Source organism: Nocardioides immobilis (assembly GCF_003515065.1).
Classification (GTDB): Bacteria; Actinomycetota; Actinomycetes; order Propionibacteriales; family Nocardioidaceae; genus Nocardioides; species Nocardioides immobilis.
This window is the reverse complement of sequence record NZ_QXGH01000025.1, coordinates 107,197-131,134: the sequence shown is the minus strand read 5'-3', so window position 1 is coordinate 131,134 and position 23,938 is coordinate 107,197. Positions and strand designations below refer to the sequence as shown.

Here is a 23,938-nt window from a genome sequence, read left to right as displayed (position 1 = left end):
GCCTAGGAGTCCTCGCCCCGGCGCTTGAGGTAGCGCTCGAACTCGCGTGCGATCGCCTCGCCCGACGCCTCCGGGAGCTCCGCGGTGTCCCGGGTCTCCTCCAGCGCCCGGACGTAGTCGGCGATGTCCTCGTCCTCCTCGGCCAGCTCGTCGACGCCGCGCTCCCACGCCCGCGCGTCCTCGGGGAGGTCGCCCAGCGGGATGCTCACGCCGAGCAGCTCCTCGATCTGTCCGATCAGCGCGAGCGTCGCCTTGGGGCACGGCGGCTGCGCGACGTAGTGCGGGACGGCGGCCCAGTACGACGCAGCCGGGATGTCGAGCTTGATGCATGCGTCTTGGAGCACGCCCACGATGCCGGTCGGGCCCTCGTAGGTCGACTGCTCCAGCTTCATCCGGTCGACCAGGTCGGGCTCCGTGGCAGTGCCGGTGACGGGGATCGGCCGGGTGTGCGGGGAGTCGGCGAGGAGCGCGCCCAGGGTCACGACCAGCTCGCCACCGAGGTCGTCGATGCAGGCCAGCAGCTCCGCGCAGAAGCCCCGCCACCGCATGTTGGGCTCGATGCCGCGCACCAGGATCACGTCGTGGTCGAGGTCCGGGGGAGAGGCGATCGCGACGTGGGTGCTCGGCCAGGTCAGCTTGCGGAAGCCGTTCTCGTCGACGCCCACGGTCGGCCGGTTGACCTGGAAGTCGTAGTAGTCCTCGGGATCGATGGCTGCGATGACCCGCGCGTTCCAGACGTCCATCAGGTGGTCAACCACGGCGGAGGCAGCCTCGGCGGCGTCGTTCCACCCCTCGAAGGCTGCGATCACCCAAGGCCGGACCAGGTCCGGCGTGTCCTCGATCTCCATCACCTTGTCGAGCCTAGTCGCCTCTTCCGGGGGTCCACGGGGGTGGAGCCCCCGTGCGTGTGCCAGCATTCGGGAAATCGTGGCCAGGTGGGTGGTGCCCGTTAGCATTGACGCTGTCGAGAGGCGTTGCAACGGATCCCCGCACCGGAGGGTCCGCCACGCTCGGCGAACTACCAAGGGCGCCTTCCGTGACGGAAGGGTGTGACATGGCATCGGGTTCCCACGACTGGCGGCCGGACGCGACCGACGAGCTCACCGCACTGCTGCGCGAGCGGATCGTGATCCTCGACGGCGCCATGGGCACCGCCATCCAGCGTGACCGGCCGGACGAGGCCGGCTATCGCGGCGAGCGGTTCGCGAACTGGGAGTCCGACCTCGTCGGCAACAACGACCTGCTCTCGATCACGCAGCCGCAGATCATCGCCGGCATCCACCGCGAGTACCTCGAGGCCGGCGCCGACATCATCGAGACCAACACGTTCAACTCGAACGCGATCTCCCTCGCCGACTACGGCATGGAGGAGCTCGCCTACGAGCTCAACGTCGAGTCGGCCAAGCTGGCCCGCGCCGCCTGCGACGACGTCGCCGCCGCGACCGGCACGGCGCGGTACGTCGCCGGCGCACTCGGCCCCACCACCCGCACCGCGTCGATCAGCCCCGACGTCAACGACCCCGGCGCCCGCAACGTCTCGTGGGACCAGCTCGTCGACGCGTACCTGACCGCCGCCCGTGGCCTCGTCGACGGCGGGTCCGACCTGATCTTCATCGAGACGATCTTCGACACCCTCAACGCGAAGGCCGCGATCTTCGCGGTACAGACCCTCTTCGAGGAGACCGGCCGCCGCTGGCCGGTGGTCATCTCCGGGACCATCACCGACGCCTCCGGCCGGACCCTGTCCGGCCAGGTCACCGAGGCGTTCTGGGACTCCGTGCGTCACGCCGAGCCGCTCGCGGTCGGCCTCAACTGCGCGCTCGGCGCCAAGGAGATGCGACCCTACGTCGCCGAGCTGTCCCGGCTCGCCGACACGTTCGTCTCGGCCTACCCGAACGCCGGACTGCCCAACGCGTTCGGTGAGTACGACGAGACGCCCGAGGACACCGCAGGAATCGTCAAGGAGTTCGCCGAGGCCGGGTTCGTCAACATCCTCGGCGGCTGCTGCGGTACGACGCCAGCGCACATCGCCGCCATCGCCCGCGCCGTCGAGGGCAAGCAGCGTCGCGAGCCCGTGGTCGCCGTACCCGCGCTGCGGCTGTCCGGCCTCGAGCCGTTCACCATCGCCGAGGACAGCCTGTTCGTGAACGTCGGTGAGCGCACCAACATCACCGGCTCGGCGAAGTTCCGCAACCTGATCAAGGACGGTGACTACGACACCGCCCTGTCCGTCGCCGCGCAGCAGGTCGAGGCCGGTGCGCAGCTCATCGACATCAACATGGACGAGGGCATGATCGACGGCGTCGCCGCGATGGACCGGTTCACCAAGCTGGTCGCGTCCGAGCCCGACATCAGCCGGGTCCCGGTGATGGTCGACTCCTCCAAGTGGGAGGTGATCGAGGCCGGACTGAAGATCGTCCAGGGCAAGCCGATCGTCAACTCGATCTCCATGAAGGAGGGCGAGGAGAAGTTCATCGAGCAGGCGCGCCTCTGCAAGAAGTACGGCGCTGCGGCCGTGGTGATGGCGTTCGACGAGGACGGCCAGGCCGACAACCTCGAGCGCCGCAAGGAGATCTGCGAGCGCGCCTACCGGATCCTGGTCGACCAGGTGCAGTTCCCGGCCGACGACATCATCTTCGACCCGAACGTGTTCGCGGTCGCGACCGGCATCGAGGAGCACGCCACCTACGGCGTCGACTTCATCGAGGCCACCCGGTGGATCAAGCAGAGCCTGCCGGGCGCCAAGGTCTCGGGCGGCATCTCCAACGTGAGCTTCAGCTTCCGGGGCAACAACCCGGTCCGCGAGGCGATCCACGCGGTCTTCCTCTTCCACGCGATCGAGGCCGGCCTCGACATGGGCATCGTCAACGCCGGTGCCCTCGTTCCCTACAGCGAGATCGACCCCGAGCTCCGTGACGCCATCGAGGACGTCGTGCTCAACCGCACCGACGACTCGCTCGCCGCCACCGAGCGGCTCCTCGGCCTCGCCGAGCAGCACCGCGGCACCGGCGAGAAGGCCGAGGCCGCGACCGAGGAGTGGCGCGACCTGCCCGTGGGCGAGCGGATCACGCACGCCCTGGTCAAGGGGCTCGACGCCTACGTGGAGGCCGACACCGAGGAGCTGCGCAAGGAGATCGCTGCGCGCGGCGGTCGCCCGATCGAGGTGATCGAGGGGCCGCTGATGTCCGGCATGGACGTCGTCGGCGACCTGTTCGGCGCCGGCAAGATGTTCCTCCCGCAGGTCGTGAAGTCCGCCCGGGTGATGAAGAAGGCGGTCGCCTACCTGATCCCGTTCATCGAGCAGGAGAAGATCGACAACCCGGAGCTCGCCACGGCCAAGGAGACCAACGGGACGATCATCATGGCGACGGTCAAGGGCGACGTGCACGACATCGGCAAGAACATCGTCGGCGTGGTGCTGCAGTGCAACAACTTCGAGGTCATCGACCTCGGGGTGATGGTGCCCGCCCAGAAGATCCTCGACGCGGCGAAGGAGCACAACGCGGACATCATCGGCCTGTCCGGCCTGATCACGCCGTCGCTCGACGAGATGGTCACCATGGCGACCGAGATGCAGCGGCTGGGCCTCGAGATCCCGCTTCTCATCGGCGGCGCGACGACCTCGCGCGCCCACACGGCGGTCAAGGTCGACCCGAAGTACGACGGTCCCGTCGTCTGGGTCAAGGACGCCTCGCGCTCGGTCCCGACGGCTGCCGCGCTGCTCCACGACGAGCGTCGCGAGACGCTGCTGGCCGAGGTGAAGGCCGACTACGACTCGCTGCGGGTGCGCCACTCGCAGAAGTCGGAGCGTCCCCAGCTCCCCTTCGCGGACGCGAAGGCGAACGCCACGCCGATCGACTGGACGGGCTACGCGCCGCCCCAGCCGGCGACGCCCGGGGTCCACGTCCTGAAGGACTACGACCTCGCCGAGCTGCGCGAGTACATCGACTGGCAGCCGTTCTTCAACGCGTGGGAGATGAAGGGGAAGTTCCCGGACATCCTCAACAACCCGACGACGGGTGAGACCGCGCGCAAGCTCTACGACGACGCCCAGGTCATGCTCGACCGGATGATCGCCGAGAAGTGGGTCACCGCCAACGGCGTCTACGGGCTGTTCCCCGCCGCGAGCACCGGCGAGGACGTCCTCGTCTACACCGACGAGAGCCGCGCCGAGGTGCGAGCGACCCTCCACCAGCTGCGCCAGCAGGGCAAGCACCGTGAGGGCATCCCCAACCGGTCCCTCGCGGACTACGTCGCCCCCGTCGACGCCGACCTCGCGGGCGGCACCGACTGGGTCGGGGCCTTCGCGGTGACCGCCGGCCTCGGCGTGACGGATCGGATCATGGCCTTCAAGGAGGAGCTCGACGACTACTCGGCGATCCTCCTCGAGGCACTCGCCGACCGGCTGGCCGAGGCGTTCGCCGAGCGACTCCACCAGCGGGTACGCACCGAGTTCTGGGCGCACGTGCCCGAGGAGCAGCTCAGCAACGAGGACCTGATCGCCGAGAAGTACACCGGCATCCGTCCGGCGCCCGGCTACCCGGCCTGCCCCGACCACACCGAGAAGCAGACGATCTGGGAGCTGCTCGACGTCGAGGCCAACTCCGGCATCGAGCTGACCGAGTCGATGGCGATGTGGCCCGGTGCCGCAGTGTCCGGCATCTACTACAGCCACCCGGAGGCGCAGTACTTCGTCGTGGGCAGGCTCGGTCGCGACCAGATCGCCGACTACGCCGAGCGCAAGGGGTGGACCCTCGCCGAGACCGAGAGGTGGCTCTCGCCGAACCTCGGATACGACCCCGAGGACTGACGTGAAGGCTGTCCTCTGGGACATGGACGGCACGCTCGTCGACACCGAGCCGTACTGGATGGCGACCGAGGTCGAGCTGGCCGAGGAGTACGGCGCGACCTGGACGACCGAGGACGCGAAACACCTGGTCGGCAACAGCCTGATCTCCTCAGGGCACTACATCCGCGAGCGGACCGGGATCCCGCTCAGCGCCGAGGAGATCGTCGAGCGGCTGCTCGACGGCGTCGTCGCGCGGGTCCAGCACGCGGTGCCCTGGTGCCCGGGTGCCCGGGAGCTGCTGCTGGCCCTGAAGGACGTCGGTGTGCCGTGCGGCCTGGTGACGATGTCGTACCAGCGGTTCGTCGCGCCGATCCTCGAGCACCTGCCTCCGGAGACGTTCCGCGTCGTCGTCACCGGCGACCAGGTCGACCAGGGCAAGCCCCACCCGGAGCCCTACCTGACGGCGGCCGCGGCGCTCGGCGTCGAGCCGGACGAGTGCGTGGCGATCGAGGACTCGCCGACCGGTGCGACGTCCGCGGCAGCCGCTGGATGCCAGGTCCTGGTCGTCCCCAACCACGTCGCGGTGCCGCCGGGGGAGCGCCGTACCTTCCTCGACTCGCTCGTCGGTGTCACCCCGGCCGTGCTGAAAACGTTGCCGGATCGAAACATGGCAGCGAGGGATCTTCCCTAGCCGACATCTGCTGCCCGGAGTATCTTCCGCGAGGAGTCCGGCCCCCGACCCGCGGGGACTGCTTGAGCGATGTTGAGGTGGCACACGTGAACCGGAAGTTCTTCGCGCTCGTCGGAGCGGGAGCTCTGGCAGTCAGTCTCGCGGCTTGTGGTGACGACGAGCCAGGCGGTGGCAACGGCGGTTCGGGCGGAGAGGGAGGCGAGACCGGGGTGCCGTGGACCCTCGGCACGACCGACACCGTGACCGCGCTGGACCCCGCAGGGTCCTACGACCTCGGGTCTTCGACACTGGAGTACAACCTCTACCAGACGCTGGTGACGGTGCCGGCGAAGTCCAACGAGATCGTCGGCGACGCGGCGACCGAGTGCGTCTACGACGACCCCCAGACGCTCACCTGCACCCTCAACGAGGGGCTGAAGTTCTCCAACGGCAACGACCTCACGTCGTCCGACGTGAAGTACAGCTTCGAGCGCTCGATCAAGGTCCAGGACCCCAACGGCGCCGCGATCTACCTGCTCGGCAGCATCACCGACACCGCAGAAGACGGCACGGTCACCCTCAACCCGGACGCGATCGAGACGCCGGACGACACCACGGTCATCTTCCACCTCGACCAGCCCGACACGACGTTCCAGTACGTCCTCACCTACCCCGGTGCGGGCGCCATCGTCGACGAGGAGACGTTCCCGGCCGACGAGAAGCTGGCCGACGAGGACGTCGTCGGCTCCGGTCCCTACAAGCTGAGCCAGTACGAGTCCGGCGTCCAGGCGACGCTCGAGGCCAACGAGGAGTACACCGGCGAGAACACGGCCCTGGCTCCTACGGTCTTCATCAAGTACTTCTCCGAGGCATCGGCGCTCAAGCTGGCCGCCGAAGCCGGTGAGGTCGACGTGGCTTGGCGCAGCCTCAGCCCGACCGACATCGCGGACCTCGAAGGCAACGACGACGTCACCGTCGCCACGGGTGAGGGCGCCGAGATCCGCTACTGGGTCTGGAAGGTCGACAGCCAGGTCGGCAAGCAGGCGGCGGTCCGCCAGGCAGCCGCCCAGGTCTTCGACCGTGAGGCAATCGCCGAGAACGCCTATGACGGCACCGTCGACCCGCTCTACTCGATCGTCCCGCCGGGATACGCCGGCCAGGTCGACGCCTTCCAGGAGAAGTACGGCGAGCCGGACCCGGAGGCCGCTGCTCAGATCCTCGAGGACGCCGGCATCGACACCCCCGTCCAGCTGACGGTCGGCTGGACCCCGACCCACTACGGCCCGGCCACCGAGGACGAGGCCAACGAGGTGGAGCGGCAGCTCGAGGAGAGCGGCCTGTTCGAGGTAGACCTGAAGAGCACCGAGTGGGAGCAGTACCAGACGATCTACAAGGAGGGCGCCTACGACCTCTTCATCCTCGGCTGGTTCCCCGACTACCCGGACGCTGACACCTACCTGTCCCCGTTCGTCGTCGACGGTGGCTTCTTCCAGAACGGCTACAAGAGCGAGCAGGCCAACCAGCTCGTCGAGGCGGAGCAGGGCAGCGAGGACCCGGCGGCCCGCGAAGAGGCGTTCGGGCAGCTGCAGCAGCTCGTCGCCGAGGACGTGCCGTTCATCCCGTCGTGGGTGGGCAAGAACATCGGCGTCTACGGTCCCGGCATGGAGGGCGTGGAAGACACCCTGGACCCGTCGTTCATCTTCCGGTTCTGGTTGGTGAGCAAGAGCTCCTGATCGCTCGAGCGCGGGCGCGTGGGGAGAGAACCGCGAGGTTCCTCCCCACGCGGCGCGCGCTGAGGCGAATGCCATGACTCGCTTTGCATCCGGCTCGCTGCCGCGCTACATCCTGCAGCGGGTGCTGCTCGTCCTCCCGATGATCTGGGTGATCCTCACCCTGGTCTTCGTCGTGTTGAGAGTGGCGCCCGGCGACCCCGTGTCGGCGGCGCTCGGGGACCGACTCGACGACGAGGCCCTGGACCAGCGGCGTGAGGCCCTCGGGTTCAACGACCCGATCGTGGTCCAGTACTGGGACTACCTCGTCTCGGTGGTCCGCCTGGACTTCGGGACCACGTTCAGCGACAACCAGGACGTCCTGGAGGTCGTGCGCGACAACGGCGGCGCGACGCTCAGCCTGACCCTGGCAGCCTTCGTGATCGCGTTGCTCGTCGGCATCCCGCTGGGCCTCATCGCGGGCCGCTACCGCGACACCGTCCCGGACGTGCTGATCCGCCTCTTCGGCATCCTGAGCTACGCCGCGCCGATCTTCTTCGTCGGTTACCTGCTGCAGGCCTACGTGGCGGGGCCCCTCGGGCTCCCGACCTCGGGAGCGGCCGGGGTCGAGACGGTCTTCTACATGGAACGGGACGGGCTCAACCGCACCCACATCCTGCTGATCGACGTCTTCCTCAGCGGCAACAGCTACTACATCGAGGACGTCCTCAAGCACCTGGCTCTCCCCGCGGTGACGCTCGGGCTGCTGATCTGCGGCGTGTTCATCCGCCTGGTGCGGGTCAACATCCTCCAGACCATGCAGAGCGACTACGTCGAGGCTGCGGAGGCGCGCGGCATCGCCCCGACCAAGGTCACCTGGCGGCACGCCTTCCGCAACGCGCTGGTGCCGGTGATCACGGTGATCGGGCTCCAGTTCGCGCTCCTGCTGGGTGGTGCCGTGCTGACCGAGACGACCTTCAACTGGCCCGGACTCGGCGACAAGCTGGTCGGCTACATCAACGAACGCGACTACGTGGCGGTGCAAGGCATCGTCACGGTCTTCGCGGTGGCCGTCGTGGTGATCAGCGTCGTCGTCGACATCGTGAACGCGCTCATCGACCCCCGGGTGAGGTACTGATGCGCAAGGTTCTCCGCGCCATGGCCAAGCCGTTCACCGACACCACCGGCACGGCCCGGTGGATGCTCGTGGCGGGGATCGTCATCACGGCGATCTTCGTCATCTGCGCGATCTTCGCCCCGCTGCTCGCGCCGTACGGCTTCGCCCAGGCCTCGGCCGAGGGCGTGCGGTTCCCCAAAGCGGGTCCGCCGAGCGGCGACCACCTGTTCGGGACCGACCGCCTGTTCTTCGACGTGTTCTCCCGCACCATCTGGGGCGCCCGGACTGCGATCCAGGTCGTGCTGCTGTCGATCCTGATCTGCGTCGTCGTGGGTGTCCCGCTGGGGCTCGTCTCGGGCTACTACGGCGGCTGGTTCGACCGCATCCTGCTGCTGGTCATGGACGCACTGTTCGCGTTCCCGTCGTTCCTCCTGGCCATCGTCTTCTCGTTCCTGCTCACCGACATCCTGGGGGGCAGCGTCCTTGCCGTGGCGCTCTCCTTGTCGGCGATCTACATCCCGCAGTACTACCGGGTGGTCCGCAACACCACGGTCAGCGCGAAAGAGGCGACGTACGTCGAGGCTGCGCGCGCCATCGGCGCCAGCGACTTCGTCATCATGCGGCGCTACCTGTTCCAGAACGTCGTGCAGAGCGTGCCGGTGATCGGGACGCTGAACGCGGCCGACGCGATCCTCACGCTCGCCGGTCTCGGGTTCCTCGGCCTCGGCATCCAGTCGACCGACGCGGCCGAGTGGGGCCACGACCTCAACCGCGCCCTGGAGGACGCCGGGTCCGGCGTCTGGTGGACGGGCCTCTACCCGGGCCTGGCGATCGTGCTGCTGGTGACCGGACTGACCCTCGTGGGCGAGGGCCTGAACGAGACCATCAACCCGACGCTGCGCGTCCGACGTCTGCTGCCGGTCCACATGCCGGCCCGGGAGGAGCGATGAGCATCGAGATGAGCAACGCGATGAGCCTGGAGATGAGCCGCGAGCCGGTGATCTCGGCACGCGACGTCCGCGTCTGGTACGGCACGACCCGCGGCGCGATCCGCGCCGTCGACGGTGTCAGCTTCGACCTCGCGCCCGGCGAGACGCTCGGCCTGGTCGGCGAGTCCGGGTGCGGCAAGTCCACCCTCGGGCGCGGCCTGATGGGGCTGCTGCCGAAGGGGGCGAAGCGCGACGGCGAGGTGTGGTTCGAGGGCAAGGACATCCTGTCGATGCGCCCCAAGGACTCCTACCGCCTGCGGGGAAGTCACCTCGGCATGATCTTCCAGGAGCCGCTCACGCGGCTGAACCCGCTGATGCGGATCTCCGACCACTTCCAGGAGTCGATCAAGCAGCACGACCCGAGCCTGACGAAGGACGAGATCAAGCAGCGCGCACTCGACGCGCTGCGCCTGATGGGGATCCCGCCGACCCGCTACCGGTCGTACCCGCACGAGTTCTCCGGCGGCATGCGCCAGCGGCTGATGATCGCGATGGCGCTGGTCCTGAAGCCGTCGTTCGTCGTCGCGGACGAGCCGACGACGGCGCTCGACGTGCTCGTCGAGGCCCAGATCGTCCAGATCCTCAACGACCTGCGGCGCAACTTCAACACGTCGCTGCTGTTGATCACCCACAACGTCGGCATCGTCGCGGAGGCCTGCGACCGGGTCGCCGTCATGTACGCCGGCCGGATCGTCGAGCAGGGGCGGGTCGCCGACGTCTTCGAGAACCCGCAGCACCCCTACACCCGGGAGCTCCTGCGCTCGACGATCTCGCTGCGGACGACCGGGCTCAACTTCATCCCGGGAGCGCCGCCCGACCTGGTCGACCCGCCAGACGGCTGTCGCTTCCACCCGCGGTGCCCCGAGGCGATGGCGGTGTGCGCGACCCGCAACCCGGTCAACATCGAGCGCCCACGCGGTGGCCGGGTCGAGTGCTGGCTCGTGGGGCCGGAGGACGAGATCCCGCCCGGCGGCAAGCAGCGCCTGAAGCAGGAGGAGCTGACCGTTGCCGACGAAGCCTGAGACCTCGACGATGGCCTGGCCGTCCACCGAGCCCATCGTCGACATCCGCGACCTCTCGGTGCACTACGGCCTCCGCGGGGGGAGCCTGGCCAGGCTGATCGGCAGCGACGCGGGCACCGTGAAGGCCGTCGACGGCATCAACCTCACGTTGCGCCGGGGTGAGGTCGTGGGTCTGGTCGGTGAGAGCGGCAGCGGGAAGTCCACGCTGGGGCGGGCACTGCTGGGGCTGGCCCCGGCGACCGAGGGCTCGATCGAGTTCGAGGGCCAGGACCTCGCCGACCTGAGCGGGCGACGGCTACGGGCGCTCCGCCGCGACATCCAGATGGTGTTCCAGGACCCGAGCGCCGCCCTCAACCCGGCGATGACCGTCGAGGAGGCGGTCGGTGACGCCCTGCGGGTGCACGGGATGCGCTCGGCGAGCGAGCGCCGGACCAAGGTCATCGACGCGCTCGAGCGGGTCGGGCTCTCCCCGGTCGAGCTGTTCCTCGAGAAGTACCCCCGCGACCTCTCCGGCGGCCAGAAGCAACGGGTGGTGCTGGCGCGGGCGATCATCACCGGTCCGAGCGTGCTGGTCGCGGACGAGCCCATCTCGATGCTCGACATGTCGGTGCGGGCCAAGATCCTCCAGCTGATGCTCGACCTGAAGCAGGACCTCGGCCTGACCTACGTCTACATCACCCACGACCTGGCCAGCGCCAAGTTCTTCTGCGACCGGATCGCGATCATGTACCTCGGGCGCGTCGTCGAGATCGGGCCGACCGAGGAGATCTTCGCCAACCCGCGCCATCCGTACACGAAGGCGCTGCTGCGCGCGATCCCGGATCCCGACCCGGGCCGGCAGCTGCCCCGGGACCTGCCGCGTGGCGAGGTGCCGGACGCGGCGTCGCCGCCGTTCGGCTGTGCGTTCCACCCGCGCTGCAACGAGGCGACGCCGATCTGTGGCTGGGAGTCGCGGGACCTCCGCGCGCTGATCGAGGGGCACTGGACCCGGCGTTCAGCCGAGGAGTACGCCGGGGAGCGGTCGATCGTCGGCGACCTCGACCACCTCGACAAGCCGACGACCGGGGCCACGATCGGATCCGCCGGCTCCGCGGAGACGCGGGTCTTCCTCGACCGGGTCCGGGCCGAGAAGCCCGACGAGCCGATCTGGGGCGGCATCGACGCGATCAACGACGTCGGATCGGGCGTCCGGGTGCAGTTCCGCGAGGGGGTCGACCCCGCCCTGCGGCGCGCGGGAGAAGTGCAGGTCGCCTGCGTGCTCTACCCGGACGAGCCGACCGGCGTCGAGGCAGCGGAGTCTGACCGCGACCGCCCGCCTCCGCCACCGGAACCGGTGAGTGCGGGCATCAACCGCCGCACGGTCGGCCTCACGGTGGTCGGCCTGATCGCCGCCCTGCTGCCGTTCGTGGCCTTCGCCGGTATCACCAGGGAGTTCGTGCAGAACGGGGTGCTCACGAGCTACAGCCGCATCAACGTGCTGGGCATCCTCGGTGGCGTCGTGGCCTTCGGCTGTGGCTGGGCGCTCCTCACGAAGGGCGGCGGTGCCGAGCGGGCCCCGTGGTGGAAGGCGGTCGGCGTGGTGGTCGCACTGCTGGGCGTGCTCCAGTTCCTGCACGGGTCGTCGCTGCTGGTCGCGGTCTCTCCGTGCCAGAGCGAGCGGGTCGACAGCACCTGGTGTCGCTAGCCCGGCGCTGGAGGGGAGACGTCGCTCTCCGGCGCTGCCGGCAGCGGCGGGGGAGTGCCGCCGTACGCCGGGCAGAGCGCCTGGTGTGAGCACCACTTGCACAGCGGGCCGGGGCTCGGCTGCCAGTCACCGGTCTCCTGCGCCTGCCGGATCGCGGACCAGATCGCCTGCACCTTGCGTTCGGTCGCGAGCAGGTCGTGCTCGTCGGGGTCGTAGCTGAGGATCTCGGCGTTGGCGAGGTAGACCAGCTGGAGCCGCTTCGGGATCACACCGCGCGTGCGCCAGATGACCAGCGCGTAGAACTTGAGCTGGAACAGCGCCTTGCCCTCGAACTCCGCGCTGGGCGACCGGGAGCTCTTGTAGTCCACCACCCTGATCGCCCCGTCGGGCGCGATGTCGACCCGGTCGATCACGCCGCGCAGCAGCAGCTTGGAGTCGGTGAGGGTCTCGACGTAGAGCTCGCGCTCGGCGGGCTCGATCCGGCGCGGGTCCTCCAGGGAGAAGTAGCGGGCGAGCACCGACCGGCAGGACGCCAGCCACGAGCCGATCGCCGCGCCCTCGTCGCCGTCGGGGAAGAGCGAGGCAAGTGCAGGCTCGGCATCGAGGAGGGCCTCCCACGCAGGGACGACCATCGCCTCGGCGCGGTCCGGCGTCCGGTCGGCCGCCGGAAGGTCGAAGAGGTCCTCCAGCACCTTGTGCACCACGGTCCCGCGGACGGCATCGACCGACGGGGCCTCCGGCAGCCGGTCGATGGTGCGGAAGCGGTAGAGCAAGGGGCAGGCCAGGAAGTCGCCGGCGCGCGACGGCGACAGCGCTCCGAGCACCTCGACGCCGTCGACCCGGGTGCCGACCCGCTCCGAGGGGTCGACGGGCGCGACGCCGGTCGGAACGGTCGGGGTACTCATGATCTGACGGTAGGGCAGACCTCCGACAGTCGCGCCGAGGCGGTCCCAGGCGGACCCTTTGGATAGCCTCGACGCGTGTCCTCCAGTGACCCGGACAGCGGCCGGCAGCCTCCGCGTGCGCCGCGCCCCCGCGGCACGTTCCGCATCGGCACCATCGCCGGCAGCGACGTGCTCGTGTCGTCGTCGTGGTTCCTGGTCGCCGCACTGATCGCGTTCGTAATGGCGCCGCGGGTGGAGCAGATCCAGCCCGGCCTCGGCGGGTGGAAGTACGTCGTGGGCGTGGTGTTCGCGATCGTCCTCTACCTCGCCGTGCTGCTGCACGAGGCGTCGCACGCGGTGGCCGCGCGGCACTACGGGTTCGAGGTGCACTCGATCACGCTCCACTTCCTCGGCGGGGTGACCGCCATCGAGGGTGAGGCGCGCAACCCGCGCCAGGAGTTCTGGATCGCGGTGGTCGGACCGATCACCTCGCTCGCGGTCGGCGGGGCCGCGCTCGCGCTGTGGTTCGTCACGCCCGAGGGCCTGCTGCTGCTGACCGTCCAGGGACTGGCCGGCGCCAACATCCTGATCGGGCTGCTCAACCTGGTCCCGGGGCTGCCGCTCGACGGGGGCCGGGTACTCAAGGCCGGGGTGTGGAAGCTGACCGGCCGGGTCGACACCGGCGTGGTCGCAGCGGGGTGGGGCGGCCGGGTGACGGCTCTCGCCGTGCTGGTGTGGCCGTTCGTCCAGGAGTCGGTGACGGACATCGAGACCACCTTGCTCGACATGGTGCTCGCGTTCGTGATCGCGATGTTCCTGTGGACCGGTGCGTCCCAGGCGATCGCGGCCGCGCGGATCAGGACCCGGCTCGGCGAGGTCGTGGCGCGGGACCTCGCGCGTCGTACCCTCGCCGTTCCTGACGACCTCCCACTGGCCGAGGCGATCAGGCGCGCCCGGGACGCCCAGGCCGGGAGCATCGTCACGGTGTCGTCCGACGGCCGGCCGCTCGGGGTGGTGGACGAGGCGGCGCTCCGCGCCATGCCCGAGGACCGGCGGCCGTGGGTCGCGGTCTCCGCCGTGACCCGGACGCTCGAGGCGGGCCTGCGGCTGCCGGTGACGATCACCGGCTCGGAGCTGCTGCACGCGATCCGGCGCACACCCGCCAGCGAGTACCTCCTGGTCGAGCCGGACGGCTCGGTCTACGGCGTGCTGGCCACCGCCGACGTGGAGCGCGCGGTCCGGGCTGGATAGGCTCCCCGATCGTGAACCAACGCGATCCAGGCGACGTCGCCGCCGAGGCGTGGTCCGGCGTCCACCGCGGGCCGCTGCGTGCCGGCGAGTGGGTGCGGCTGGTCGACAGCAAGGGCCGCAAGCACAACTTCAGCCTGGAGCCGGGCAAGCGCTTCTTCTCCAACCGCGGCCACCTCGACCACGACGAGATGATCGGGCGCGAGGAGGGCTTCACCGTCACCTCCTCCGCGGGGGGCGAGTACCTCGTGTTCCGTCCCCTGCTCTCGGAGTTCGTGGTCTCGATGCCGCGGGGCGCGGCCGTGGTCTATCCCAAGGACGCCGCCCAGATCGTCGCGATGGCCGACATCTTCCCCGGCGCCCACGTGGTCGAGGCCGGCGTCGGCTCCGGCGCGCTGACCTGTTCGCTGCTGCGCGCGGTCGGACCGCACGGGCGGGTGTCGTCGTACGAACGTCGCGAGGAGTTCGCCGACGTCGCCCGCCGCAACGTCGGCCAGTTCTTCGGTGCCGAGGACGGCGCACCGCATCCCGCATGGCGGCTGACCATCGGCGACCTGGCCGAGGAGCTGCCCGCGTCCGGCGAGCACTGCGACCGGATCATCCTCGACATGCTGGCGCCCTGGGAGTGCCTCGACGCCGCTGCCGGCGCCCTCCGGCCCGGCGGCATCCTCTGCGCGTACGTCGCGACCACCACCCAGCTCTCCCGGTTCGTCGAGACGGTCCGGGTGCACGGCGGGTTCACGGAGCCCGCGGCATGGGAGTCGCTGGTGCGTGACTGGCACGTCGAGGGCCTCGCCGTACGACCGGGCCACAAGATGATCGGCCACACCGCGTTCCTCGTCACCGCCCGCCGGATGGCGCCGGGGGAGCGCGCCCCCCGCAAGTCCCGGCGCCCCGCGCCGGGCGCCTACGGCCCGGACTACACCGGGCCGCGGGCCGACGTACCGGACGGTGCGGACGCCCAGGTCGACGAGTCGCCGGAGGAATGATGGCGGACGTCCAGGCCAAGCCGTTCCTGCTGCTCTCGATCCGCGCCGAGGAACGGGCCGCCGTGAACGAGCAGGCCTCGTTCGTCCGGTTCCTGGGTGTCACCGCGGAGGAGCTGCACCGGATCGAGCTCGGCGCTGAGCCGCTGCCGGCCATCGACCTCGACGACTGGGCCGGCATCATCCTGGGCGGCGGGGCCTTCAACGCGTCGGACCCGGAGGAGTCGAAGTCCGAGGCGCAGCTGCAGGCCGAGCGCGACCTCGCCCGGCTGCTCGACATCGTCATCGCCCGCGACTTCCCGTTCCTGGGCGCCTGCTACGGCATCGGCACCGTCGGACGCCACCAGGGCGCGATCGTCGACCGGAGCTGGCCCGAACCGGTCGGCCCGGTGAGCGTCGAGCTCACCGACGAGGGGATGGCCGACCCACTGTTCGCGGGCCTGCCGCGCGCCTTCGCGGCGTACGGCGGGCACAAGGAGGCGATCAGCCGGCTGCCGGACCACGCGGTGGCGCTGGCGACGTCCGTCGCGGCGCCGGTGCAGGCGTTCCGGGTGGGGCAGAACGTGTACGCGACCCAGTTCCACCCCGAGCTCGACCTCGACGGGATCCTGACCCGGATCGCCGTCTACGCCCACCACGGCTACTTCGATCCCTCCGAGCAGGAGGCGCTCGGCGCGGCCGCGGCTGCCGTCACGGTGACCCACCCGATGACGATCCTGCGCAACTTCGCTGCCCGCTGCCGATCCGCGGGCGCAATCCAATCGTGACCCACGCCCGGCGCGGAACACTTTCCTGAAACAGGCTGCCGAGTAGGTTGGTATCGAGCTACAGGAGGTGTGCCGATGTCGAGCATGGGAGCCGACGGGCGTCGACAGAGTCGCGAAGAGCTCGAGGAGCAGGTCCGCTACCTCGAGGCCGAGATCAACGACCTGCGCCATCGACTGACCGAGACCCCGGGCGGGACGTCGCGCTCGATGGAGCTCCGGCTCGCTGACGCACAGCGCTCGCTCGCGGCCGTCACGGCCCAGAACGAGCGGCTGGCCGTCACCCTGCGTGAGGCGCGCGACCAGATCCTGAAGCTGAAGGAGGAGGTCGACCGGCTCGCCCAGCCGCCGGCCGGCTTCGGCACGTTCCTGCAGCGCAACGAGGACGACTCGGTCGACGTGCACACCGGTGGCCGCAAGCTGCGGGTCAGCGTGAGCCCGAACGTCGACCTCGACCAGCTGCGACGCGGCCAGGAGGTCATGCTCAACGAGGCCCTCAACGTCGTCGCCGCGTTCGACTACGAGACGGTCGGCGAGGTCGTGATGTTCAAGGAGCTGCTCGCCGATGGCGAGCGGGTCCTCGTCATCGCCAACGCCGACGAGGAGCGCGTCGTCCGGCTCGCCGAGCCGCTCCTGGACCAGCCTCTCCGCGCCGGCGACTCGCTGCTGCTCGACGCGCGGGCCGGCTACGTCTACGAGCGGGTGCCGAAGTCCGAGGTCGAGGAGCTGGTCCTCGAAGAGGTCCCCGACATCACCTACGAGACCATCGGTGGGCTCGGCAACCAGATCGAGATGATCCAGGACGCCGTCGAGCTGCCGTACCTCTACCCGGAGCTCTTCGCCGAGCACGAGCTGAAGCCGCCGAAGGGCATCCTGCTTTACGGCCCGCCGGGCTGCGGCAAGACGCTGATCGCCAAGGCCGTGGCCAACTCACTGGCCAAGAAGGTCGCGGCCAAGACCGGCGCCGAGGGGAAGTCGTACTTCCTCAACATCAAGGGCCCCGAGCTGCTCAACAAGTACGTCGGCGAGACCGAGCGCCACATCCGGCTGGTCTTCCAGCGGGCCCGCGAGAAGGCCAGCGCCGGTACGCCGGTCATCGTGTTCTTCGACGAGATGGACTCGCTGTTCCGCACCCGCGGCTCCGGCGTGTCGTCCGACGTCGAGAACACGATCGTCCCCCAGCTGCTCAGCGAGATCGACGGCGTCGAGCTGCTGGAGAACGTGCTGGTCATCGGCGCCTCCAACCGCGAGGACATGATCGACCCCGCCATCCTGCGGCCGGGGCGGCTCGACGTGAAGATCAAGATCGAGCGGCCGGACGCGGAGTCGGCCCGCGACATCTTCACCAAGTACCTCACCGCCTCGCTGCCGCTCCACGCCGACGACATCGCCGAGTTCGGCGGCGACCGGCAGGCCGCCGTCACCGGGATGATCCGCGCGGCGGTCGAGCGGATGTACTCCGAGACCGAGGAGAACCGGTTCCTCGAGGTGACCTACGCGAACGGCGACAAGGAGGTCCTCTACTTCAAGGACTTCAACTCGGGCGCGATGATCCAGAACATCGTCGACCGCGCCAAGAAGATGGCGATCAAGGACTTCCTCGACCACGACCAGAAGGGGCTGCGGATCTCGCACCTCCTCCAGGCCTGCGTCGACGAGTTCAAGGAGAACGAGGACCTGCCCAACACCACCAACCCCGACGACTGGGCGCGGATCTCCGGCAAGAAGGGCGAGCGGATCGTGTTCATCCGCACGCTCATCACCGGGAAGCAGGGCACCGAGCCCGGGCGCTCGATCGACACCGTCTCCAACACCGGCCAGTACCTCTGACGCCGCCTGGCGGCGAGGTCACTTGTCGCGCAGTGCCCAGGCCTTCGCGATGTTGAAGAGGCCGTAGGCGGCCAGGCCGACGGCGATGGCGCCGAGCAGCCAGGGTCCGTACGCGACGTCGCGGAGCAGCCGGTGGAGCGCCTGGTCGAGGCCGGCGGACTTCTGGGCGTCGTGGGTGACACCAGCCCAGACGAGGAGCCCGCCGATCAGGCAGAAGGCGACACCGCGTGCGCTGAAGCCGGTGCGGGCGAGGACGGCCAGCGCGGTGCCGGTGTCTCCCTGGCCAGCCCAGTACTCAAGATCGCGTCGCCACCTGTCGCTGAGACCCTTGTGGATGCTGTTGAGCCCGAGGCCCACGATGAAGAGACCGACGGCGACCACTAGGGCCTGGCCGAAGGGAAGCGCCAGGAGGCGGGCGGTGTAGCCGTCGGTGCCGCCGCCCGACGAGTCGCCGACCACGACCTGCACGGCGAGGACAGCGAGGGTGGCGAACACCACTGCCCGGCCGGCCGAGCCCGCCCGTGAGGCCAGCCGGCGCGCACCGTCGCGGTCGGTGTGCCCGCCGATCGCCTCGCACACCTGCCACACGGTGAGCGCGCCGAGCCCGCACGCGGCGACGACCAGGGCGATCGAGCCGAACGGCTGCTCCGCCACCTCGTGGAGCGCCCCTTGACCGGACACCTTGCCCGAGCTGTCACCGAGTGCGAGCTGGGCTGCGAGCACCCCGACCACGACGTACACGACGCCGTACGTCGCGAAACCGATCCTGGCCATCCACGCGAGCGCGGGATGGTCCCGTGCCTCGCGGGCCTTCCGCTCGGCATCGTTGCCGTGACCTCGGGCCGAGATCTGCTCCACCATGGCGGGCTCCTGTCTCCAGGTTGCCCGTTACCCGGTGAGTAGGCCCGTCATCCGCTCCGTCAGCGGGCGAACGTCCGGTTCGGCGTCCGGTCGGTGCGGCCGCGCGTCGGAACGCCGCTGCTGTTGTACCGGGTGTAGTCCCACGTCACGCCCTGGACGCCGACGCGCTTGGTCAGCGACAGGCAGGACCGCGGCACGTAGACGAAGACGAAGGCCCAGCCGTTCCTCTTCCGGGTCTTCGCCTGCGCGTTCGGGCAGTCGACGGGGGACCCGTTGCCGCGTACCAGCGTGAACAGCTCGTAGCCGTCACCGTCGCCCTGGAACGCCCAGAGCAGGCGGTAGTCGAGGCGGCGGTCGCCCCGGGAGTCGTACTTGACCTCCAGGCCGTTCCAGCGCCGACCGGCGTCGTACGTCGGGCTCGCGAAGGTGGTCACGACGTAACCCCGGAACTGCCGCTGGATGTACAGGGCGCGGGTGTCGATCGGGCGTGGGGCGTCGGCGCCGTCGCGGATCCGCTGTCGCGCGGCCTCGGCGGGCGTCGCCATGGAGAACGTCATCACGGCAGCCATCAGCGCCGCCCCGAGCAGAGTCATCGTTCGCTTCATGTGCGCTTCCCTTCCCGAGTTGAGCCGCTTCACACGCCGGAGCGGATGGCAGGCCGCGAGGGCACCGACTGCCCGCGTAGGCTGGCTGCATGAGCGTCCGCCGCGTGATGGGCACTGAGGTCGAGTACGGCATCTCGGTCCAGGGCATGCCCACCGCGAACCCGATGGTCGCGTCCTCGCAGGTGGTCAACGCGTACGCGTCGGCGACGGTGCGTGCCCGCCGGGCCCGGTGGGACTTCGAGGAGGAGTCGCCGCTGCGCGACGCGCGCGGCTTCGACATGTCGCGCCAGGTCGCCGACCCGACCCAGCTGACGGACGAGGACCTCGGCCTCGCCAACGTGATCCTCACCAACGGCGCCCGGCTGTACGTCGACCACGCCCACCCGGAGTACTCCACGCCGGAGGTCGTCACGCCCCTCGACATCGTCCGGTGGGACAAGGCGGGGGAGCAGGTGATGCTCGACGCCGCGCGACTGGCACAGCAGCTGCCCGGGAACCCGTCGATCGTCCTCTACAAGAACAACACGGACAACAAGGGGGCGTCGTACGGCTCCCACGAGAACTACCTGATGCGGCGGTCGACGCCGTTCGCCGACATCGTCCGCCACCTGACGCCGTTCTTCGTGAGCCGCCAGGTCTTCTGCGGCGCCGGTCGGGTCGGCAAGGGCCAGGACGGTCGCGAGCAGGGCTACCAGATCAGCCAGCGCGCCGACTTCTTCGAGGTCGAGGTCGGGCTCGAGACGACCCTCAAGCGGCCCATCATCAACACCCGTGACGAGCCGCACGCCGATCCGGAGAAGTACCGCCGGCTCCACGTGATCATCGGCGACGCCAACCTGTCGGAGATCGCGACGTACCTCAAGGTCGGCACCACCTCGCTGGTGCTGGCGATGATCGAGGACCGCTTCATCGGCCACGACCTCACCGTCGACACGCCGGTCGCGTCGCTACGGGCGGTGTCCCACGACCCGACCCTCCGGCAGACGATCACGCTGGCGGACGGTCGCCGGCTCACCGGCGTCCAGCTGCAGTTGGAGTACCTCGACCTGGCCAAGAAGTACGTCGAGGACCGGCTCGGCGCCGATGCCGACGAGCAGACGCTCGACGTCCTCGCCCGGTGGGAGGACGTGCTCGACCGGCTCGAGCACGACCCGATGTCGCTCGCCGACCAGCTCGACTGGGTCGCGAAGCTGAAGCTGCTCGAGCAGTACCGCTCCCGCGACGGCCTCGAGTGGGACGACGCCAAGCTGCAGCTCATCGACTACCAGTACTCCGACGTCCGCCCCGAGCGCGGCCTCTACCACCGGCTGGTCAAGGCCGGCCGGATCCAACGGCTCCTCGGCGACGAGGAGGTCGAGCGGGCGATGACCGAGCCTCCGGAGCAGACCCGCGCCTACTTCCGCGGTCGGTGCCTGGAGAAGTACGCCGCCCACGTCGCCGCAGCGTCGTGGGACTCGGTGATCTTCGACCTGCCCGGCCGCGAGTCGCTGCAGCGGGTGCCCACGATGGACCCGATGCGGGGGAGCAAGGCCCATGTCGGCCAGCTGATCGACGCCTGTGACACGGCAGAGGCCCTCGTCGCTGCCCTCACTCGATAGGGACTCGCTAGGCTCTCACCATGGCCCAGGAGCAGAAGCAGCCGCGCAAGAGCGGTGAGGAGCAGGACGCGACCGAGGTCGCCCCTGAGTCCGACGTCGCGGAGCGCAAGGAAGCCCTCGACGACGACGTCGACGCGATCCTCGACGAGATCGACGACGTGCTCGAGTCGAACGCCGAGGACTTCGTGAAGTCGTTCATCCAGAAGGGCGGCGAATGAACGACGCCCGGATCCCGGCGTCGTACATGCAGCCGGGCACTTCCTCGTTCAGCGACTTCCTGATCGCCAACGCGCCGGACCTGCTTCCGGCGCGGCGCTCGCTGCCCGCGGGCAGTGCCGCCGAGCTGGCGCCGCACGGCACCACGATCGTCGCGGCGACGTTCCCGGGTGGCCTGGTCATGGCCGGCGACCGGCGCGCCACGATGGGCAACGTCATCGCCCAGCGCGACATCGACAAGGTGTTCCCGGCCGACGAGTTCTCCGTGGTCGGCATCGCCGGCACCGCGGGGCTCGCGGTGGAGATGGTGCGGCTGTTCCAGGTCGAGCTCGAGCACTACGAGAAGATCGAGGGCAGCATCCTCTCCCTCGACGGCAAGGCCAACCGGCTGTCGGCGCTGATCCGCGCCAACCTCGGCATGGCGATGCAGGGGCTGGCCGTCGTCCCCATGTTCGCCGGGTTCGACCTCGACCGCGGCATGGGCCGGATCTTCGGCTACGACGTGACCGGCGGTCGGCACGAGGAGAACAGCTTCTTCACGGTGGGCTCCGGCTCGCTGTTCGCGCGCGGCGCGATGAAGAAGCTCTACCGGGACGACCTCTCCGAGATCGAGTGCGTGACGCTCGCGCTGCAGGCGCTGTACGACGCCGCCGACGACGACTCCGCGACAGGCGGGCCCGACCTGACCAGGCGGATCTTCCCGATCATCCACGTCGTGACGGCCGACGGCGGTCGCAAGCTTCCCGAGGACGAGATCGCCGAGCTCGCCGACCGCGTGGTCGGGGCCCGGATGACCCGCCCCGACGGGCCGGTCGCCTCCCTCAACCTGCCCGGAGAGGAGACGGCCCGATGAGCATGCCGTTCTACGTCTCGCCCGAGCAGCTGATGAAGGACCGGGCGGACTTCGCACGCAAGGGCATCGCCCGGGGGCGCTCGCTGGTGGCGATCCAGTACGCCGACGGCGTGCTGTTCGTGACCGAGAACCCGTCGCAGGCGCTCCACAAGGTGTCCGAGATCTACGACCGGATCGCCTTCGCCGCTGTCGGCCGCTACAACGAGTTCGAGAACCTGCGGATCGCCGGAGTCCGGCTCGCCGACATGCGCGGCTACTCCTACGACCGTCGTGACGTCACCGGCCGGGGCCTGGCCAACGCCTACGCCCAGACCCTCGGCACGATCTTCTCCAGCGGTGGCGAGAAGCCCTACGAGGTGGAGATCTTCGTCGCCGAGGTGGGAGCCAGCGCCGAGGACGACCAGATCTACCGACTCACCTACGAGGGTCGGGTCGGCGACGAGCACGGCTTCGCCGTGATGGGCGGCGACGCCGAGACGGTGTCGTCGTACCTCGCCGAGCACTATCGGGACGGCGGGTCGCTCGGGGAGGCTCTCGCGGTCGCGGTGGCGGCGCTCGGGCACGCGACCGAGGGTGGACAGACCACCGACCGGGTGATCCCGGTGACCGATCTCGAGGTCGCCGTGCTCGACCGCAACCGGACCCAGCCGCGCAAGTTCGCGCGGATCCGGCCGGCCCGGATCGAGGAGCTTCTCGGTGACCGCGGGCCCACCCAGCACGCCGCCCCGGAACCCGGCCCCGACGCCCCGTCGTCCGCGGCCCCACCGCGGCATGCGGCGCCGGCCGAGGACGACCCCGCCGACCCGACGGACCAGGTCAGCGGCGACGTACCTCCCCTCGAGGACCCGGACTCGGGCGAGCCTCCGATCGCGCCGCCGCTGTAGAGGCTGTCGGCCGTGGGCGGCAGCCGGGTCCGGCGGGGCGTTGCGGTTTGGGACCAAACCGCATCGAATTGGCGGTCCGCGCTGTCGTTCGTGCCCGATCGTTGGTCGAAGTTCTGTCTCGCCTGGCATGCCTGCGGCGGGTAGATCCCACGGCCATCCACAAGTGCCAGAGGTAGGGCTGGCATCGGTCGGTTCGAGGTCGCATGCTTCGGCGCCATGGACAACAACGGCGATGCCATCCGCGGCCAGGTACGCCTCGTCGGATTCGAGCGCTTGAGCCACGGCCTCTACCAGCCGACGCGCCCAGGACTCAGCGCGGACCAAGCATTCCTGCGCGACCTGCGAGCGCTCATGCTGATCCTGCCCACCGACGCGGCGTTCACCCATGTGACCGGGGCGCGCGTGCTCCGCTGGCAACTACCGAACCTCCCCGACAACGTGCCAGTCTTCGCCGCGGTTCGCGGAGACCGGCGTCCTCGACGCCATGGACTTATCGCGTCCCGGCTGACGCTCCCGTCGGAGGTAGCTGTCGTCGATGGTCTCCCGATCGATTCAGCAGAAGAGATCCTGCTGCGCGCCGCCCGCGACCTCGGCGTGATCGATCTGGTCATCCTGCTCGACTCGGCGCTCCGCCTTGGGCATGTCGATCCGACCCGGCTCGGCGTCCTTGAGACGAGCGGTCGTCCGGGCTCGGTGAGACTTAGGCGAGCTCATTCGCTGGCCGATGGCCGGGCTGAATCGGCTGGCGAGACGGTCCTCCGGATCTTTCACGAGGTGATGGACGTGCCCGTCGAGCCGCAGGCCTCGATCTACGACCACGACGGTCATCTCATCGGCGTCGTGGACCTCTTGGTCACGGGCATGGACCGTGCCCATGAGTACGACGGCGCGGGTCACCGCGAACGCAGACAGCACACCGTGGACCTCCGGCGCGAGCGCGGATGGTCGAACTCGCCGTACACACGGAGCGGTTACACGCTTGACGACCTCCTGAACCATCCCATCGTGGTGATGCACGAGCTCGACCGGCTCCTTGGCCGGCCGCACAGCCTCCGCAGGATCCAGCGGTGGCGAACGATGATCGACGAGTCGCTCTACGGCGAGCGCGGGCGTGCGCGGGTGATGAATCGATGGCGGCGGATCGTCGGGGTCGTCGAATGGTCAGGAACGGCATGATCTGACGGCAATTTGATGCGGTTTGGGACCAAACCGCAGCCACCACGCCCGCC

The 23,938-nt window shown here is 69.6% G+C and carries 20 protein-coding genes; 16 read left to right on the top strand and 4 right to left on the bottom strand.

Translation table 11 applies throughout. The features are described from left to right. Window positions 1-2: 2 nt before the first annotated feature. Entirely contained in the window at window positions 3-851 is an 849-nt protein-coding gene (locus D0Z08_RS20470; RefSeq protein ID WP_118927114.1) for a PAC2 family protein, read from the bottom strand. Between the two features lie 203 nt (window positions 852-1,054). On the opposite strand from D0Z08_RS20470, the gene metH reads away from it, so the two are divergent. The 7 genes from metH to D0Z08_RS20435 all read left to right on the top strand — a co-directional run bounded on the left by metH (window position 1,055) and on the right by D0Z08_RS20435 (window position 11,980). After that, window positions 1,055-4,810 (top strand): methionine synthase, encoded by a 3,756-nt coding sequence (gene metH, locus D0Z08_RS20465; RefSeq protein ID WP_118927113.1) that lies wholly within the window; start codon window positions 1,055-1,057, stop codon window positions 4,808-4,810. Window position 4,811: 1 nt separating this feature from the next. Continuing rightward, window positions 4,812-5,480 (top strand): HAD family hydrolase, encoded by a 669-nt coding sequence (locus D0Z08_RS20460; protein ID WP_245994200.1) that lies wholly within the window; start codon window positions 4,812-4,814, stop codon window positions 5,478-5,480. Between the two features lie 86 nt (window positions 5,481-5,566). Continuing rightward, on the top strand, window positions 5,567-7,192 hold the full coding sequence (locus D0Z08_RS20455) for an ABC transporter substrate-binding protein (RefSeq protein ID WP_182481407.1): 1,626 nt from the start codon (window positions 5,567-5,569) through the stop codon (window positions 7,190-7,192). A 73-nt stretch (window positions 7,193-7,265) separates the two neighbouring features. Further along, a complete protein-coding gene (locus D0Z08_RS20450; protein ID WP_118927111.1) occupies window positions 7,266-8,306 on the top strand; it encodes an ABC transporter permease in 1,041 nt (346 codons plus the stop codon). Further along, on the top strand, window positions 8,306-9,235 hold the full coding sequence (locus D0Z08_RS20445; RefSeq protein WP_118927110.1) for an ABC transporter permease: 930 nt from the start codon (window positions 8,306-8,308) through the stop codon (window positions 9,233-9,235). Before D0Z08_RS20450 ends, D0Z08_RS20445 begins: the two co-directional genes overlap by 1 nt. Next, complete coding sequence (locus D0Z08_RS20440) at window positions 9,232-10,296, top strand: ABC transporter ATP-binding protein (RefSeq protein ID WP_245994199.1); 1,065 nt, start codon at window positions 9,232-9,234, stop codon at window positions 10,294-10,296. The genes D0Z08_RS20445 and D0Z08_RS20440 overlap by 4 nt, the downstream gene beginning before the upstream one ends. After that, window positions 10,280-11,980 carry an ABC transporter ATP-binding protein gene (locus D0Z08_RS20435; protein ID WP_245994196.1) on the top strand — a complete coding sequence of 567 codons (1,701 nt, stop codon included), beginning with the start codon at window positions 10,280-10,282 and terminating at the stop codon, window positions 11,978-11,980. The genes D0Z08_RS20440 and D0Z08_RS20435 overlap by 17 nt, the downstream gene beginning before the upstream one ends. On the opposite strand, the gene D0Z08_RS20430 is transcribed toward D0Z08_RS20435, so the two are convergent. Next, window positions 11,977-12,885: a RecB family exonuclease gene (locus tag D0Z08_RS20430; protein ID WP_118927108.1), complete on the bottom strand. Its 909-nt coding sequence runs from the start codon at window positions 12,883-12,885 to the stop codon at window positions 11,977-11,979. The genes D0Z08_RS20435 and D0Z08_RS20430 overlap by 4 nt on opposite strands. A gap of 75 nt (window positions 12,886-12,960) precedes the next feature. Between D0Z08_RS20430 and D0Z08_RS20425 the strand changes: the two genes are divergently transcribed. The 4 genes from D0Z08_RS20425 (at window position 12,961) to arc (ending at window position 17,692) form a co-directional block, all read left to right on the top strand. Next, entirely contained in the window at window positions 12,961-14,115 is a 1,155-nt protein-coding gene (locus tag D0Z08_RS20425; RefSeq protein WP_245994193.1) for a site-2 protease family protein, read from the top strand. An 11-nt stretch (window positions 14,116-14,126) separates the two neighbouring features. Next, entirely contained in the window at window positions 14,127-15,101 is a 975-nt protein-coding gene (locus tag D0Z08_RS20420; protein ID WP_425454067.1) for a tRNA (adenine-N1)-methyltransferase, read from the top strand. Further along, a complete protein-coding gene (locus D0Z08_RS20415; RefSeq protein WP_245994187.1) occupies window positions 15,098-15,865 on the top strand; it encodes a glutamine amidotransferase in 768 nt (255 codons plus the stop codon). The genes D0Z08_RS20420 and D0Z08_RS20415 overlap by 4 nt, the downstream gene beginning before the upstream one ends. 84 nt (window positions 15,866-15,949) lie before the next feature. Continuing rightward, the gene (arc, locus tag D0Z08_RS20410) at window positions 15,950-17,692 is read left to right on the top strand and encodes a proteasome ATPase (protein WP_220454273.1); all 1,743 of its coding nucleotides are present in this window, start codon (window positions 15,950-15,952) and stop codon (window positions 17,690-17,692) included. An 18-nt stretch (window positions 17,693-17,710) separates the two neighbouring features. On the opposite strand, the gene D0Z08_RS20405 is transcribed toward arc, so the two are convergent. Beyond that, window positions 17,711-18,553 carry a DUF1206 domain-containing protein gene (locus D0Z08_RS20405; RefSeq protein ID WP_118927105.1) on the bottom strand — a complete coding sequence of 281 codons (843 nt, stop codon included), beginning with the start codon at window positions 18,551-18,553 and terminating at the stop codon, window positions 17,711-17,713. Between the two features lie 59 nt (window positions 18,554-18,612). Beyond that, the gene (locus D0Z08_RS20400) at window positions 18,613-19,158 is read right to left on the bottom strand and encodes a hypothetical protein (RefSeq protein ID WP_118927104.1); all 546 of its coding nucleotides are present in this window, start codon (window positions 19,156-19,158) and stop codon (window positions 18,613-18,615) included. An 89-nt stretch (window positions 19,159-19,247) separates the two neighbouring features. Between D0Z08_RS20400 and dop the strand changes: the two genes are divergently transcribed. The 5 genes from dop (at window position 19,248) to D0Z08_RS20375 (ending at window position 23,885) form a co-directional block, all read left to right on the top strand. Then, window positions 19,248-20,756, top strand: a complete 1,509-nt coding sequence (dop, locus tag D0Z08_RS20395) for a depupylase/deamidase Dop (protein ID WP_118927103.1) — start codon at window positions 19,248-19,250, stop codon at window positions 20,754-20,756. Between the two features lie 20 nt (window positions 20,757-20,776). Continuing rightward, window positions 20,777-20,974: a ubiquitin-like protein Pup gene (locus D0Z08_RS20390; RefSeq protein WP_118927102.1), complete on the top strand. Its 198-nt coding sequence runs from the start codon at window positions 20,777-20,779 to the stop codon at window positions 20,972-20,974. Further along, complete coding sequence (gene prcB / locus D0Z08_RS20385; RefSeq protein ID WP_118927101.1) at window positions 20,971-21,825, top strand: proteasome subunit beta; 855 nt, start codon at window positions 20,971-20,973, stop codon at window positions 21,823-21,825. Before D0Z08_RS20390 ends, prcB begins: the two co-directional genes overlap by 4 nt. Then, window positions 21,822-22,709, top strand: a complete 888-nt coding sequence (gene prcA / locus D0Z08_RS20380) for a proteasome subunit alpha (RefSeq protein WP_118927100.1) — start codon at window positions 21,822-21,824, stop codon at window positions 22,707-22,709. The genes prcB and prcA overlap by 4 nt, the downstream gene beginning before the upstream one ends. 216 nt (window positions 22,710-22,925) lie before the next feature. After that, window positions 22,926-23,885, top strand: coding sequence for a hypothetical protein (locus tag D0Z08_RS20375; protein WP_118927099.1), 960 nt, complete (start codon window positions 22,926-22,928; stop codon window positions 23,883-23,885). Window positions 23,886-23,938 lie beyond the last annotated feature (53 nt).

Bases quoted from the DNA above. Each gene is read 5' to 3' on its own strand.
- D0Z08_RS20440 (WP_245994199.1), top strand. From the start codon at position 9,232: ATGAGCATCGAGATGAGCAACGCGATGAGCCTGGAGATGAGCCGCGAG.
- dop (WP_118927103.1), top strand. From the start codon at position 19,248: ATGAGCGTCCGCCGCGTGATGGGCACTGAGGTCGAGTACGGCATCTCG.
- D0Z08_RS20375 (WP_118927099.1), top strand. From the start codon at position 22,926: ATGGACAACAACGGCGATGCCATCCGCGGCCAGGTACGCCTCGTCGGA.
- prcA (WP_118927100.1), top strand. From the start codon at position 21,822: ATGAGCATGCCGTTCTACGTCTCGCCCGAGCAGCTGATGAAGGACCGG.
- arc (WP_220454273.1), top strand. From the start codon at position 15,950: ATGGGAGCCGACGGGCGTCGACAGAGTCGCGAAGAGCTCGAGGAGCAG.
- D0Z08_RS20415 (WP_245994187.1), top strand. From the start codon at position 15,098: ATGATGGCGGACGTCCAGGCCAAGCCGTTCCTGCTGCTCTCGATCCGC.
- D0Z08_RS20405 (WP_118927105.1), bottom strand. From the start codon at position 18,553: ATGGTGGAGCAGATCTCGGCCCGAGGTCACGGCAACGATGCCGAGCGG.
- D0Z08_RS20445 (WP_118927110.1), top strand. From the start codon at position 8,306: ATGCGCAAGGTTCTCCGCGCCATGGCCAAGCCGTTCACCGACACCACC.
- D0Z08_RS20400 (WP_118927104.1), bottom strand. From the start codon at position 19,158: ATGAAGCGAACGATGACTCTGCTCGGGGCGGCGCTGATGGCTGCCGTG.
- metH (WP_118927113.1), top strand. From the start codon at position 1,055: ATGGCATCGGGTTCCCACGACTGGCGGCCGGACGCGACCGACGAGCTC.
- D0Z08_RS20450 (WP_118927111.1), top strand. From the start codon at position 7,266: ATGACTCGCTTTGCATCCGGCTCGCTGCCGCGCTACATCCTGCAGCGG.
- D0Z08_RS20430 (WP_118927108.1), bottom strand. From the start codon at position 12,885: ATGAGTACCCCGACCGTTCCGACCGGCGTCGCGCCCGTCGACCCCTCG.
- D0Z08_RS20390 (WP_118927102.1), top strand. From the start codon at position 20,777: ATGGCCCAGGAGCAGAAGCAGCCGCGCAAGAGCGGTGAGGAGCAGGAC.
- prcB (WP_118927101.1), top strand. From the start codon at position 20,971: ATGAACGACGCCCGGATCCCGGCGTCGTACATGCAGCCGGGCACTTCC.